This is a genomic window from Bradyrhizobium sp. GW821-FHT12B03, from assembly GCF_058807535.1.
In genome coordinates, this window is record NZ_JBXAQU010000001.1 from 403,495 (window position 1) to 417,053 (window position 13,559).

Annotated in this window: 11 protein-coding genes; 6 read left to right on the plus strand and 5 right to left on the minus strand. The window is 65.6% G+C overall.

The annotated features are described in order from the left end of the window. Window positions 1–17: 17 nt before the first annotated feature. The 4 genes from AC1RUR_RS01990 to AC1RUR_RS02005 form a co-directional block, all read right to left on the minus strand. Complete coding sequence (locus tag AC1RUR_RS01990) at window positions 18–1,091, minus strand: hypothetical protein (protein ID WP_492840793.1); 1,074 nt, start codon at window positions 1,089–1,091, stop codon at window positions 18–20. A 39-nt stretch (window positions 1,092–1,130) separates the two neighbouring features. Further along, window positions 1,131–1,580: a cupin domain-containing protein gene (locus AC1RUR_RS01995; protein WP_492840795.1), complete on the minus strand. Its 450-nt coding sequence runs from the start codon at window positions 1,578–1,580 to the stop codon at window positions 1,131–1,133. Between the two features lie 76 nt (window positions 1,581–1,656). After that, on the minus strand, window positions 1,657–3,513 hold the full coding sequence (locus AC1RUR_RS02000; protein ID WP_492840796.1) for an ATP-binding protein: 1,857 nt from the start codon (window positions 3,511–3,513) through the stop codon (window positions 1,657–1,659). A gap of 162 nt (window positions 3,514–3,675) precedes the next feature. Then, entirely contained in the window at window positions 3,676–4,308 is a 633-nt protein-coding gene (locus AC1RUR_RS02005) for a cupin domain-containing protein (RefSeq protein WP_492840798.1), read from the minus strand. 220 nt (window positions 4,309–4,528) lie between these two features. Here AC1RUR_RS02005 and AC1RUR_RS02010 point away from each other — a divergent pair, with 220 nt between their 5' ends. The 6 genes from AC1RUR_RS02010 to AC1RUR_RS02035 all read left to right on the plus strand — a co-directional run bounded on the left by AC1RUR_RS02010 (window position 4,529) and on the right by AC1RUR_RS02035 (window position 12,474). Further along, the gene (locus tag AC1RUR_RS02010) at window positions 4,529–6,220 is read left to right on the plus strand and encodes a peptide ABC transporter substrate-binding protein (protein ID WP_492840800.1); all 1,692 of its coding nucleotides are present in this window, start codon (window positions 4,529–4,531) and stop codon (window positions 6,218–6,220) included. Window positions 6,221–6,247: 27 nt separating this feature from the next. Continuing rightward, complete coding sequence (locus tag AC1RUR_RS02015; RefSeq protein WP_492840802.1) at window positions 6,248–7,198, plus strand: ABC transporter permease; 951 nt, start codon at window positions 6,248–6,250, stop codon at window positions 7,196–7,198. Between the two features lie 3 nt (window positions 7,199–7,201). Continuing rightward, window positions 7,202–8,077 carry an ABC transporter permease gene (locus AC1RUR_RS02020; protein ID WP_492840804.1) on the plus strand — a complete coding sequence of 292 codons (876 nt, stop codon included), beginning with the start codon at window positions 7,202–7,204 and terminating at the stop codon, window positions 8,075–8,077. A 58-nt stretch (window positions 8,078–8,135) separates the two neighbouring features. Beyond that, on the plus strand, window positions 8,136–9,464 hold the full coding sequence (locus AC1RUR_RS02025; protein WP_492840806.1) for an NAD(P)/FAD-dependent oxidoreductase: 1,329 nt from the start codon (window positions 8,136–8,138) through the stop codon (window positions 9,462–9,464). Window positions 9,465–9,477: 13 nt separating this feature from the next. Continuing rightward, window positions 9,478–10,404, plus strand: coding sequence for a 2-hydroxyacid dehydrogenase (locus tag AC1RUR_RS02030; protein WP_492840808.1), 927 nt, complete (start codon window positions 9,478–9,480; stop codon window positions 10,402–10,404). A 201-nt stretch (window positions 10,405–10,605) separates the two neighbouring features. Further along, window positions 10,606–12,474, plus strand: coding sequence for an ABC transporter ATP-binding protein (locus AC1RUR_RS02035; protein ID WP_492840810.1), 1,869 nt, complete (start codon window positions 10,606–10,608; stop codon window positions 12,472–12,474). 51 nt (window positions 12,475–12,525) lie between these two features. Here AC1RUR_RS02035 and AC1RUR_RS02040 read toward each other — a convergent pair whose 3' ends face one another. After that, window positions 12,526–13,440 (minus strand): LysR family transcriptional regulator, encoded by a 915-nt coding sequence (locus AC1RUR_RS02040; protein WP_492840812.1) that lies wholly within the window; start codon window positions 13,438–13,440, stop codon window positions 12,526–12,528. Window positions 13,441–13,559 lie beyond the last annotated feature (119 nt).

The following is a 13,559-nucleotide window of genomic DNA, read 5'->3' on the forward strand; positions in this document are numbered from 1 at the left end:
GCGTTGTAACCGCTCCCTCAGCGCGGCTTGATCTCCGCGTACTTCGCCATCGCCTTCTCGAACTTCCGGTTGAACAACCACATCGCACCGAGAATCTCGCGGAAGCTCGCCGAGGTTCTGGCACGGTCGGCCTGTCCGAACGCAAAAATGCTGTTGTTGCGCAAGTGCTTCATGATCGTCGGACTGGATACCCGGTAGTTCAGGAGATCGCCCGATTTGAGCGCGGACCGCGTCGGGGTCGGAACGATCTGGATCAGCTCGAACAGCTTCATCTGGTCGATCGGGTCGGGAAGCGTCTTCACGATCGCGGGGATTTCCCGGAAGACCTCCGCATGCGCGTTCATCAGGCCGTCGCGCACATTGGTCCAATGGTTGAAACGGTGATCGGTGCCGCTGGCGCGCGCCTCTTCCTTGTCGTCACGCGCATTCAATTCGGGATCGATGGCCGCGATCTCTCCCTTGATCGCCTCCCATTTCCTGCGGCCGTTGCGGTCTTCTGACGGGCCGGTCTGGAAGCTGCCCATATAGGTGTTCGAGCGCCCGTTGCGGACATTCTGCTTGCCGTTGGTCTCGGCGTAGAACAGCCCCAGGCTGATGCGCCCCGCAGCTTTCGCGTGAGGTGGCGCAAGTCCCTTGGCGCGCGCGATCGCAGCCGCGAGATCGACGACGTCCTTGAACGGCGTCGCCGAGTTCTGTGCCCTGGCCGGCGGCGCCTCCATGATGTCGAACAGCTTTCCGTATTCGTCAATCAGCGGCTCGATGTCGGCGTCGAAATAGGCCGGCGGTATCTCGAACTTGTTGGGCCGGCCGATCCGCGACGGAATGGCGTCGGTGAGATCCTTGTAAGAACTGATGACCGCGACGCGCGCCAGATACAGCGCCTGTCCCGGAAGGTTCGGCAGCGGTTGTTTGGCATCGATCTGCTTGCGCCGCTCGGCGAGGATCGCCTTGAACTCGCCGAGCGCGTGCTCGTAGGTCGCGACCGCCTCCGACTGCCTCGCCGTGAGCGTTTGCGCATGGCTCACGGCGAATGTCGTCAGGATCAGCCCAAGCCCCGCAATGGTCGCGATGACATGACGTCGTCCAAGCATGGCTGGTTCCCCAACGATTCGTCGTCAGGAGATCGTAGCCTAGTCGTTCGCCTCGGGCGGCAGGAAGTCGACCTCGTGCAGGGCCGAGATGCGTACGACTTCGGCGGGGTCGGTGAGGTTGTGAAGCTGGTTGAACAGCGCCTCCAGCTTCTGCATCGGCGAGACCCAGAACAGCGCGCGTGCCGGTTTGTCGGATTTATTGAAATAGCCGTGCGGGATGCCGCGCGGCAGGCGCACGAGGTCGCCGGCATGGGCCTTGACCCATTGGCCGTCGAGCTTGAGGTCGAGCGTGCCTTCCTGCACCAGGATGAACTCGTCCTGGGTCGGATGGATGTGCACCGGCACGAACTGGCCGGGATCACTGTTGGTCTCGAACGCGAAGGTGGAATCGGTGACGGCCTTGGGGAAATAGACCTGGCCGAGGATGTTCCAGCTCTTGCCGCTATAGCCCGTGCCGCTTGCGGTAATGCCCTTCTCGAGTGCAGTCATGGCTCGCCTCCAATGAATTCCGACTGTGGTGGAGTTTTGCGCAGGCCGCCGGCGGAGTCCATCCGCCACGCTCGCGCTAACGACCGTCACGCTCGGACCTGCGTAGGAATCCCTCGACTTCCGCCTGCACCGAATAGGGCGTCGGGATCGCATCGCCCACGGAATCGACGGCGGTGTCGAGGGAGCGGCGCAGCATGCGCGCGAGCTCGGCCTTGCGGTAGGGCTTTCTCAGAAGCGGCGCGCCCATCGTGGCGCGTCCCTGCGCATGCAGGGAATCGTAGGCGTAGCCGGAGGTGAACAGGACCCGCAAGGACGGCCGCGCGGCGACCATCTGCTCGGCGAGCTCCCGTCCGTTCATGCCGCCGGCCATCACGATGTCGGTGAACAGCAGGTCGAACGCCTTGCCCTCCGCGGCGATGGCGAGGGCTTCGGTCGCATTGGCGGCAGGGATGACCTTGTAGCCGAGGCTCTCGAGCTGGACCGTGACGTAGTTGCGGACGTCGTGGTCGTCCTCGACGCAAAGGATGGTCTCCCGCCCGCCCACGACCTTGCGATCGTCAAAGCCGGTCGGGCGAAGCGTGCTCGCCTCCGCCTTCGGCAGGTAGATCGTGAAGACCGTGCCGCTTCCTTCTTGCGACGCGACCTTGATGCCGCCGCCGGACTGCTTGGCGAAGCCGAACACCATGCTGAGCCCGAGCCCGGTGCCCTTGCCGACCTCCTTGGTCGAGAAGAAGGGATCGAAGATCCGCTCCAGGATGGCCTGCGGAATGCCCGTGCCGGTGTCGGCAATCTCGATCTCGACATAATCGCCGGCATAGCCGGCGCCGACCGCCAGGGCCTCGCGCACGCCGAACACCACGCTGCGTGTCGTCAGCGTCAGCCTGCCGCCGTCCAGCATCGCGTCACGGGCGTTGATGGCAAGATTGAGCAGCGCCGAGCTCAATTGGCCGCGGTCGGCGAAGGCGAGCCAGACCTTGCCATCGAGCTTCGTCACGATCTCGATCTTCTTGTCGAACGTCGCCAGCAGCAGTTTCGCAAGCTCTTCGAGCAGCTCGTTGACGTCGATCTCCGTCGGCTGCAGCGCCTGCTTCCTGGCAAAGGACAGCAGGCTCGATGTCAGCGCGGCGCCACGATCGGCGGCCTCGCTGATCAGCTTGGTGATGGTCGCAAGCGGCGGATTGTCCTTCACGGCGTCGGCGAGGATCTCGATCGTGCCGGTGATCACGGTGAGCATGTTGTTGAATTCGTGCGCGATGCCGCCGGTGAGTTGCCCGACCGCCTCCATCTTCTGGGCCTGGATCAGCTGCTCCTCGGCGGCGCGTTTCTGGGTAATGTTCTTGACGAAATTGTTGATGATGGTGCGCCCGCCGAGCAGGAGCGCCGTGCTCGAAGCCTCGACCAGGATCGCCTCGCCGTTCCTGTGCAGCAGGCTCACTTCGAAGCGGATGCCGATCGGCGTATCCGACAGTTCGGGCAACAGCCGCATCATGCGCTGCCTGAAGCCGGCGCGGAACGGCCCGGCGACGAGGAGGTCGACGACGTCGGCGCCGAGCGCCTCCTGCCGCGACCATCCGGTCAGGGCTTCGGCCTGCAAGCTCCACTCCAGGACGATGCCGCGTTCGTCGGTCTGGATGAAGGCGTCGAGCGCGGTCTTGATGACGGCTTGGGTCATCTGGGCGCTCGCCGCGATCGCCTTCGTCTGATCGGCCAGTTGCGCGGCCGCCCGTTCGGCCTGCGACGTCTCGATCGCACGTGTGCAGAGATGGGCGAGCAGCACCGCAACGACGGCGCTCGCCATCAGAGCGACGAGCTGGGGCATGCCGAACCCGGGCGGGCCGGCGGTGCCGGTCACGGCATAGGAGGCGAGAAGGAGTGCGGCGGTCACGATGACCTGGGCGGCCATCGCAAATGTCACAAGCCCCCTGAGTTTCATGGTCTCACACCAAAGAGCCAGCCGCGGACCGCCCCGGCCCCGCCCTGTCGAGGGGGCCAGCTTCATGTGAGCTACAGATTCCCTGCGTTTCCGTCGAGGGTCAATTTCCGGCGCCGCGGGCGGCCGGCGGTCCGGGAGCCGAGGCCCGGCCGGCCTTGCGCTTCAACCCGCCGGTGAATCGGTCTGGCGCAGCGTCGTCACCCAGATCACGCGCGCCACCTGCTGGGTCGGGTTGTCGAACATGTGCGGCACGATGCTCGGGAAACGAAAACTGTCGCCGGCCTCGAGCACATGGGCCTGGTTGTCGAGCCACAGCCGCAGGCTGCCGGACAGGATGTAGCCGGCCTTCTCGCCGGTGTGCTGCAGGAAGTCGGTGCCTGAGGAGGCGCCGGGATTGAGCGTCAGCTCATAGAGCTCGAGCTGGCCCTGGCCATCGGGGGTGAGGGCCTCCTTGACGACGCCGCTGGCGGTGAGGCGCAGCAGGCGACGGCTGTTCTTGCGCACGATGTAGCGCTGTACGTCGCCGGGATCGGTGGTCTCGAAGAAATAGGAGATGGGCACGTCGAGCGCGATGCTGAGCAGGCGCAGCGTGCGGATCGACGGCATGGCGCGCGCGCGTTCGAGCTGGCTGATCATGCCGTTGGACAGGCCGGTCCTGGTGGCGACGTCCTGGATCGAGAGGCCGGCACGCTGACGCAGCAGCCGCACGGTTTCGCCGAGGCGCTGGTCGACCGCATCGTCGGCCTCGATCGCCGGGGCGTCCTTCGGACCGGTGGTATCGCCGCGACCATCCATGTCGCTCTCCCATGCATCGTCTTGGCCTCGGACCGCATCGGTCCGAGGCTTCAGTCGGAGTGAAAAGGTCGCGCATCCTAGCAATGTGATTGACAGCTGTATTTAGTCATGATGAACTTTTGATAGAAAAATTTAGAAGCACTAAAGCCCACTCCTGTCCCTCAGCCGGGGTTTCGGGGGCGCGGGAGACGGTGCCGTGTGCGGAAAACGGAGAGTGGTCATGGCAGGCGACACCGGCAAGCTCGGCGTTGGGGCAGTGCATCTCGGCATTCCGAATCGCCGTCAATTCTTCCAGCTCGGCGCCGGCGCCGCAGCGGGATGGAGCCTCGCAGGCAGCGCCTTCGCGCAGACCGAGCGCCCGACCAATCCGCCGGACAAGCCGCGCGGCCAGGTGATCGCGGCGCTGTCGCAGGAGCCGACCGTCTTCCATCCGCTGATGCCAGGCATCGAGGTCGATCAGGGCATCTGGTGGCAGGTGTTCTCGCCGCTCTGGTACATCGATCCCGACGGCAATTTCGTTCCCGACCTTGTCCGCGAAGTCCCGACCATTGAGAATGGCGGCCTGTCCGCCGACGGGTTGACCTGGAAGATCAAGCTCCGCAGCGACGTGAAGTGGCATGACGGCACGCCGTTCACGGCAGAGGACGTCAAATTCTCCATCGAGCTGATCAACAATCCCGGTTTCCGCGCGCGCAGCCGGGTCGGCCATAGCCTCGTCAAGGACATCACCGTCGTGGCGCCCGACGAGATCCATTGGCGGATGGAAGCGCCCTATTCGCCCTACATGTCGATCCTGGCGTCGTTCACCTTCATCGTGCCCAAGCACATCCTGGAGAAGGTGTCCGATCCGAACGCTTCGCCGTTCCACAACGCGCCGGTCGGTACCGGCCCGTTCCGCTGGGGCGAGCGCGTGCCCGGCGATCATATCCAGTTGAATGCCCACACCGGCTATCACGGCAAGGGGCCGTACGTCGAACGCGTGGTCTTCAAATACATCCCTGATCTCACCGTGCTCTACACGCAGTTCCGCACCGGACAGGTCGACTATACGGGCCTCGCCGGCATCCTGCCGAACTTCGTGCAGGAAGCGAAGACGCTGAAGGGCCGCAAGATCTTCGTCTCGTCGACGTCCTCGGTGGAGCATATCGCGCCCAACCTGGAATTCGGTCCCTTTGCCGACCGCGCCGTGCGCGAGGCGCTCTATCTCGGCATCAACAAGCAGGCGATCATCGATGCGCTCTATTACGGCCTGCCGACGCAGACCGAGAGCTTCGTGCCGCAGCAGGCCTGGTCGTTCCAGCAAGGGCTGCCGCAGCACAAATACGATCCTGCCAAGGCCAATGCGCTGCTCGACGCTGCCGGCTGGGTTCGCGGCTCAAGCGGCATTCGCGAGAAGGGCGGCGTCAAGCTCGAATTCACCAACTCGACGACGGCGGGCAGTGCCGTGCGCGAGCAGTGCCAGCAGCTCCTGATCCAGGACTGGCGGGCCATTGGCGCAACGATGCGTGTCAACAACATGCCGGCGGCCGTGATCTGGGGCGACTTCTGGCAGCAATCGAAGTTCAATTCGGTGATCGTCGGCGTGAACTTCATGCTGGGCAGCGACCCCGACGTGACGCCGCGCTTCGGCTCCGGTGCCATTCCCGCCAAGGGCGGCCGCGGCTACAACACTTATCAATATCAGAACGCGGAGGCCGACCGGCTGCTGTCTCAGGGCGCCAAGCAATTCGACCTGGCGCAGCGCAAGGCGACCTATGGCGAGCTGCAAAAGCTCATTCGCAACGACCTCGCGATCCTTCCGCTGTTTCAGAGCTTCATCGCCGAGGGCGTAAAGGAGGGGCTGCAAGGCTTCCGTCCCAACATCAACATGTCGATCAACAGCTGGAACATGCGCGAATGGTACTGGGCCTGATGCTTCAGGCCGGCTGGATCGCCTGAGATGGCCCGCTACATCGCCAATCGCCTGGCGCAGGCGATCATGCTGCTCGTGATCGTCTCGGCGATCGGCTTTGCCATTCTGCATCTGGCGCCTGGCGGTCCGCTCTCGCAATTTGCGGTCTCCGGGCAGATGACGCAGGAGGATCTCGACCGCGTCACGAGGCAACTCGGCCTCGACCGGCCGCTGCCGATCCAGTATCTCGACTGGTTCGGCCGCATGCTGAAGGGTGATTGGGGCAAGTCGTATCGCGACGGCGAGGCGGTGCTGTCGGTGATCTCCTCGCATCTCGGCGCCACGCTGGAGCTGATGGTGACGGCGACCATCATCGCGGTGCTGCTCGGCTGCTGGATCGGCATCCTGGGTGCGCTACGCCGCTATTCGCTGTTCGACACGCTCGCGACCGTCGGGGCCATGATCGCGCTGTCGATCCCGACCTTCTGGTTCGGCCTCGTCACCATCTATGTGTTCTCGGTGAAGCTCGGCTGGCTGCCGGCCGGCAATCGCCAGACCGTCGGCGACGGCTCCTTCCTCGACCTCTTGCATCACCTGATCGCGCCGGCCCTGGTGCTGGCGCTGGTCGAGACCGCGATGTGGGGCCGCTTCATGCGCTCCTCGATGCTCGAGGTCATCAACCAGGACTACATCCGCACCGCGCGCGCCAAGGGCATGCCGGAATGGCGCATCCTCACGGTGCACGCCTTGCGCAACGCGCTGCTGCCGATGATCACGGTGGCCGGCCTGCAGTTTCCGACGCTGCTCGGGGGCGCGCTGGTGGCCGAGACCGTGTTCACCTGGCCCGGCATGGGGCGCCTGTTCCTCGATTCCATCGGCTATCGCGACTATCCCGTGGTGATGGGCATCCTGATGTTCTCTGCGACCATGGTGCTGATCGGCTCGCTGCTCGCCGACATCTTCTATGCCGTCGTCGATCCGCGGATACGGGTGGGCTAGGCGATGACGACTGCGGTCCTCTCCACCGACCAGCTCGCGCCCGGCCAGGCCGCCTGGCGGCGCTTCCGCCGTCACCGGCTAGCGCTTGCGGGCGCCGTGATCATCCTGGTTCTCGTTCTCGGCTCGGTACTCGGTCCTTACCTGCTGCCGTTCGACGACACCTATATCGACATCATGAAGCGGTTCGCGCCGCCGCTCTCGGGCGCGCACATCCTCGGCACCGACGAGCTCGGCCGCGACGTGCTGGCGCGGCTGATGATGGGCGGACGGGTGTCGCTCTCGATCGGCATCGTCGCGATGGTGATCGCGATGGCGGTCGGCATCGCCGTCGGCGCCTTCGCCGGCTTCTATGGCGGCGTGGTCGGCGCGGTGCTGATGCGGCTCGTCGACGCCGTGCTGTGCTTTCCGACGATCTTCCTCCTGCTTGCGCTGGCCGCGCTTACCGAGCCCGGCCTCGTCACCACCACCGTGCTGATCGCGGCGACCGCCTGGATGAGCGTTGCCCGCGTCGTCGAGGCCCAGGTTCGTTCGCTAAGAGAGCGCGAGTTCGCGGTCGCCGCCGTCGCGTTTGGCTCGTCGAACCTGCGCGTCATGTTTCGCGAGCTCGTGCCCAACGCGATCGCGCCGATCGTGGTGGCGGCGACGCTGAACGTCGCCAAGTCGATCCTGCTCGAATCCTATGTCAGCTATCTCGGCTACGGCATCCAGCCGCCGGCCGCGAGCTGGGGCAACATGCTCAACAACGCGCAGATCTATCTCACCAGCGCGCCCTGGCTCGCGATCGCGCCGGGCCTCGCCATCACGCTCGCGGTGACGAGCTTCAACTTCCTCGGCGACGGCCTGCGCGACGCGCTCGACCCGCGAATGAACATCCCGTGATCTGCAAACTTATGACGAGCCGACGAGCTTCGATCGAACTGATTTCCAGGAGTGCCCCATGTCCCCGCCGCTCAATCGTATAAACAGCGACGAGCGCCTGCCTCAGCAGGTGGATGTCGTCGTCATCGGCGGTGGCGTCATCGGCGTCTCCGCGGCTTATCATCTGGCGAAGAAGGGCCTTTCCGTCGCCCTCGTCGAGAAGGGGCATGTCGGCGGCGAGCAGTCGAGCCGTAATTGGGGCTGGTGCCGCCAGCAGGGTCGCGCGCGTGAGGAAATTCCGCTGGCGCGCGAGGCGCTGCGACTGTGGGAGGACATGCAGAACGACGCCGGCGTCGATGCCGGCTTCCGCCGCACCGGCGTGCTGTTCCTGACCAAGAGCAAGGACGAGCTCGCCGGCTGGGAGCGCTGGGCGGCAATCGCGCGCGAGCAGCAGGTGCACTCCACCGTCCTGACGCCGGCCGAGGTCGCCGAGCGCCTGCCCGGCAATGCCGACAAATGGGTCGGCGGTCTGCACACGCCGAGCGACGGCCGTGCCGAGCCGTCGATGGCGGTGCCCGCGCTCGCCACCGCCGCGCGAAAACATGGCGTCACCATCCATCAGGGCTGCGCCGCGCGCGGGCTGGAGACATCAGGCGGGCGGGTCAGCGCCGTCGTCACCGAGAAGGGCACCATTCGCACGCAATCGGTGCTGCTGTCGGGCGGGGCGTGGTCGTCGCTGTTCTGCCGCCGCCACGGCATCGAGCTGCCGATCGGTCTCGTCAACGCCACCGCGTGCCGGACCACGCCGGGACCGGAGATCACCTCGGGCGCGCTCGGCACCGATTTCTACTGCATCCGCCGCCGCCTCGACGGCGGCTTTACGCTGGCGCTGCGCAATCGCGGCACGGTGGAGCTGTCGCCCGACCTGTTTCGCTATGCGCTCACCTTCTGGCCGACCTATCTGCATCGGCGCAATGGATTGAAGATGTCGTTCGGCAAGTCGTTCTTCGACCAGTTGATGCGCGGCACCAGCTGGAGCTTGGACAAGCCGTCGCCGTTCGAGACCGAGCGCGTGCGCGATCCCGCGCCCGACATGTCGCTGGTCAACGCGGCGCTCGCAGCGCTGATCAAGTCCAATCCCGAGCTGAAGGACATCGAGATCGCGGAAGCCTGGGGCGGCACGATCGACTGCACGCCCGACACCATTCCGGTGATCTCGCCGGTCGATGCGCTGCCGGGCTTCTTCCTCGCCACCGGCTTCTCCGGCCACGGTTTCGGCATCGGCCCCGCAGCCGGCAAGCTCGCCGCCGACATCGTGACCGGTTCGACGCCGCTGGTCGATCCGGCGCCCTACAGCCACAAGCGCATGATCGATGGCCGCCGGCTCGCGCCGGTCAGCCCGTTCTGAGAGTCTTCGGGGCATGACGGTTCTCTACAAGGCCAATCTGGTTCGCGGCGCCGAATGGGCGCGTCTCTTCGCGGAGCGCGCGCCCGATCTGCCGTTCCGACTCTGGTCCGATATCGGCGATCCCCAGGCGGTGCGCTATCTGGTGGCCTGGCAGCCGCCGGATGACATCGCGGCGACGTTCCCCAATCTCGAACTGGTCTTCTCGGTCGGCGCCGGCGTCGATCAGTTCGACATCACAAAACTTCCGCCGCATGTTCCGCTGGTCCGCATGCTCGAGCCCGGCATCACCGAGCGCATGGTCGAATATGCCTGCATGTCCGTGCTCGCACTGCATCGCGATCTCGTCCAGTTCGTCGCCCAGCAGCGCGAGCAGGTCTGGCGCGAGCTCCCCGCGACCTACACAGGCGAACGGCGTGTCGGTGTGATGGGGCTCGGCCTGCTCGGCCAGGCCGTGCTCGGGCGCCTCACATCGTTCGGCTTTCCGCTGGCGGGCTGGAACCGTTCGCCGCGCAGCATCGAAGGCGTCACCTGCTATGCAGGTGCGGACGCGCTACCCGAGTTCCTGGCCCAGACCGATATTCTGGTCTGCCTGCTGCCGCTGACGTCCGAGACGCGCGGCATCCTCAATGCTGATTTGTTCGCGCGGCTGCCCCGTGGTGCGCGGCTGCTCAATGTCGGGCGGGGCGGGCATCTGGTCGAAGCTGACCTCATCGCGGCACTCGACAGCGGCGTATTGTCGGCCGCCGTGCTCGATGTCGCCGAGCCCGAGCCCCTGCCTGCGGGCCATCCGTTCTGGAGCCACCCGCGCATTCTCCTGACGCCGCACATCGCCAGCACGACGAAGCCGGAGACGGCCGTCGACTACGTGCTCGACACCATCGCGCGCCACCGCCGCGGCGAGGCCTTGCCGGGGCGCGTCGATCGTGACCGCGGCTATTGAGGGCGAGTTCATAATGGTGACATCGGTGCAGCCACGGGCTCCTCTTACCTCGCCCTCTTGCGGGAGAGGTCGGCGCGCAGCGCCGGGTGAGGGTTCTCTCTTCTTGGGGGTCCTCGATTGTGGAAGCACCCTCTCCCCAACCCTCCCCCGCAAGCGGGGGAGGGGGCGCACCTTGGCTGGGGCATGCACTGAGGTCTTCGCATGAGCCATGGCGCAAGCAGACCCGACCAAGTCGTTGCCGAAGCCCAAGCTCCGGTGCTCTCGGTCGCAGGCCTGACCACGTCCTTCCTGCGCGAGCGGCAATGGATTCCCGTGGTCCGCAACGTGTCATTCGACATCGCTGCCAGGGAAACAGTCGCCATCGTCGGCGAGTCCGGCTCGGGCAAGAGCGTCACCGCGCTGTCGATCATGCGGCTCATCCCGAAGGAGAGCGGTCGCATCGAGGGACGCGTCACGCTGACCGGCCGCGATCTGCTGACGCTGCCCGAAGCTGATATGAAGGACATCCGCGGCAACGACGTCGCCATGATCTTCCAGGAGCCGATGACGAGCCTCAATCCGGTGCTCACCATCGGCTTCCAGATTGCGGAATCGCTGATCCAGCATCGCGGCCTGTCGCGCGCAGCAGCCGAGGCCGAGACCATCCGTTTGCTCGATCGCGTCCGCATTCCCGCTGCGAAAGCGCGCTTCCACGAGCATCCGCATCGCTTCTCCGGCGGCATGCGCCAGCGCGTGATGATCGCAATGGCGCTGGCCTGCAAACCAAAACTCCTGATCGCCGACGAGCCGACCACAGCGCTCGACGTCACCATCCAGGCCCAGATCCTGGAGCTGTTGAAGGAGCTCCAGCAGGAGGAGGGGATGTCGATCCTCTTCATCACCCACGACATGGGCGTGGTCGCCGAGATCGCGGATCGTACCGTGGTGATGTATGGCGGGGAGGCGGTGGAGACCGACGCCACGTCGAGCATCTTCGCTGCACCCTCGCATCCCTATACCCGCGCCCTGCTTGCGGCGGTGCCGCGTCTCGGTTCCATGGACGGACGGGCACGGCCGATGCGCTTTCCGATCGTCGACAAGGTGACCGGCACCTCGGACGAGCCGACGGAGACGCCGGATACGGTCTCGATCGCCGAGCGCCCGCTGCTCGAAGTCGCCAATCTCACCACGCGCTTTCCGATTCGCTCGGGATTGTTCGGCAAGATCTCGGGTCGCGTGCATGCGGTCGAGAACGTCTCGTTTACGTTACGTGCCGGCGAGACGTTGGCGCTGGTCGGCGAATCCGGCTGCGGCAAGTCGACCACAGGTCGCTCCATCCTCAAGCTGATCGAGCCGGACAACGGCACTGTTCTTATCGACGGCCAGGATGTGCTGGCGATGAACGGCCGCACCTTGCGCGACTTCCGCAAGCAGATGCAGATCGTGTTTCAGGATCCGTTCGCGAGCCTCAATCCGCGCATGTCGGTGGGCACGGCGATTGCGGCGCCGCTGCTGGCCAACGGGCTCGCCTCTGCGTCGCAGGCGCGCGACAAGGTCGCCGACCTGCTCGTTCGCGTCGGCCTGACCGCCGACATGGCCGCGCGCTTTCCGCACGAGTTCTCAGGCGGCCAGCGCCAGCGCATCTGTATTGCGCGCGCGCTCGCGCTCGGACCGAAACTGATCGTCGCGGACGAGGCGGTCTCGGCGCTCGACGTTTCCGTCAAGGCGCAGGTCGTCAATCTGATGCTCGACCTCCAGGCCAGCATGGGCCTTGCGTACCTCTTCATTTCCCACGACATCGCGGTGGTCGAGCGCATGAGCCACCGCGTCGCGGTGATGTATCTCGGTGAGATCGTCGAGATCGGCCCGCGCGTGGCCGTGTTCGGCAATCCGCAGCATCCTTATACAAGGAAGCTGATGGCTGCCGTGCCGGTGCCCGACCCCGCGCGCCGTGGCACGCGGCGCGAGGCCTCGAACGACGAGATCAGAAGCCCGGTGCGCGCGCCGGATTATCAGCCGCCGGTCCGGCAGTATCGCGAGGTCACGCCCGGGCATGTCGTCCAGCTGTGGGATGAAGATAGCTGGTCGTGAAAAAGCGACGCAAGGAGACGCGCGTCAATCAGCATGTATCCGAGACCTGGCTCAGGTCGCGCTCTCTGGACCGGTCAGCAGTTTGGCCAGCAGCCGGCCACTCGGTGGCAGCGGTCGATTGACCGCCGAGATCAGCGAGAACTGCGTCGTGTAGCGAAACGCCTCGGCGCCGGAGACTTCCTCCAATTGATGGATCGGCCGCAGCATCTCGACGTAATGCCTCGGAAGGAAGCCGACAAACCCGCCGCCGACCAGCATTGTCGCCACCGCTTCCAGTCCGAAGGCGACCGCGCGTTGCTTGATATGGAGCCGCCGGGCGAGGTTTTGCGTGCGTCGATCGTTTGTTCGCGTCACCAGAACCACGCCGCCGCTGCGCAAGGATTCGAGCGCCAGCGGCCTGGCTGCCGCCGTGTAGAGCCTGAACTCCTCGGCGAACAGCGAGACGTATTCGAGCTTGCCGTTGACGGCGGGCTGCCCGCTGATGGCCAGATGCAGGCGTCGCTCCAGCACGTCCTCGACGAGCGTCGTCGGCAGTCCGATCGCGATGTTCAGGGTGACATTGGGGGCGGCAGCGCGAAACCGGGCCAGCGTGTCCGCCAACCGGCATTGCGGGTTGGACAGGCAGTTGTCGGCGATGCCGATCTTCAGTTCGCCCGACAGGATGTTGCGGGCCAGGTTGAGCTCGTGATGCACGATCTCGAGCGCGTCACAGGCTGCGATGCTGGCCTGTAGGGCCTTGCGGCCGAAATCGGTCAGCTCGAACCCGGACGGACCGCGAAAGCAGAGCCGGCTGCCGAGGCGCGTTTCCAGCGCGAGCAGGTGCCGGCTGATGGTCGATCGCTCCATCCCGAGCTGGGCTTCCGCAGCCGTTAGCCCACCGGCCTCGGCGACGGCGCGAAAGATGCGCAGCAGCCTGAGATCGGTCTCCGTGAGCTGCGGAACGGGTGCCGGCGGGACGTGCTTCATGTTGCGGTTCCTACAAGCATGGTTTCGGGAAACGTCATTCCGCCTGCTGCCCGCGGCGCGTTAGCGTTGCTGAACATCCGGACGATGCGCGGTCCGGTCGCTCGGCGGCCAGATGCCGG

Coding starts and splice junctions, on each gene's coding strand:
- AC1RUR_RS01990 (WP_492840793.1), bottom strand. CDS start 1,091: ATGCTTGGACGACGTCATGTCATCGCGACCATTGCGGGGCTTGGGCTG.
- AC1RUR_RS02030 (WP_492840808.1), top strand. CDS start 9,478: ATGACGGTTCTCTACAAGGCCAATCTGGTTCGCGGCGCCGAATGGGCG.
- AC1RUR_RS02005 (WP_492840798.1), bottom strand. CDS start 4,308: ATGGATGGTCGCGGCGATACCACCGGTCCGAAGGACGCCCCGGCGATC.
- AC1RUR_RS02020 (WP_492840804.1), top strand. CDS start 7,202: ATGACGACTGCGGTCCTCTCCACCGACCAGCTCGCGCCCGGCCAGGCC.
- AC1RUR_RS02000 (WP_492840796.1), bottom strand. CDS start 3,513: ATGAAACTCAGGGGGCTTGTGACATTTGCGATGGCCGCCCAGGTCATC.
- AC1RUR_RS02010 (WP_492840800.1), top strand. CDS start 4,529: ATGGCAGGCGACACCGGCAAGCTCGGCGTTGGGGCAGTGCATCTCGGC.
- AC1RUR_RS02025 (WP_492840806.1), top strand. CDS start 8,136: ATGTCCCCGCCGCTCAATCGTATAAACAGCGACGAGCGCCTGCCTCAG.
- AC1RUR_RS02035 (WP_492840810.1), top strand. CDS start 10,606: ATGAGCCATGGCGCAAGCAGACCCGACCAAGTCGTTGCCGAAGCCCAA.
- AC1RUR_RS01995 (WP_492840795.1), bottom strand. CDS start 1,580: ATGACTGCACTCGAGAAGGGCATTACCGCAAGCGGCACGGGCTATAGC.
- AC1RUR_RS02015 (WP_492840802.1), top strand. CDS start 6,248: ATGGCCCGCTACATCGCCAATCGCCTGGCGCAGGCGATCATGCTGCTC.
- AC1RUR_RS02040 (WP_492840812.1), bottom strand. CDS start 13,440: ATGAAGCACGTCCCGCCGGCACCCGTTCCGCAGCTCACGGAGACCGAT.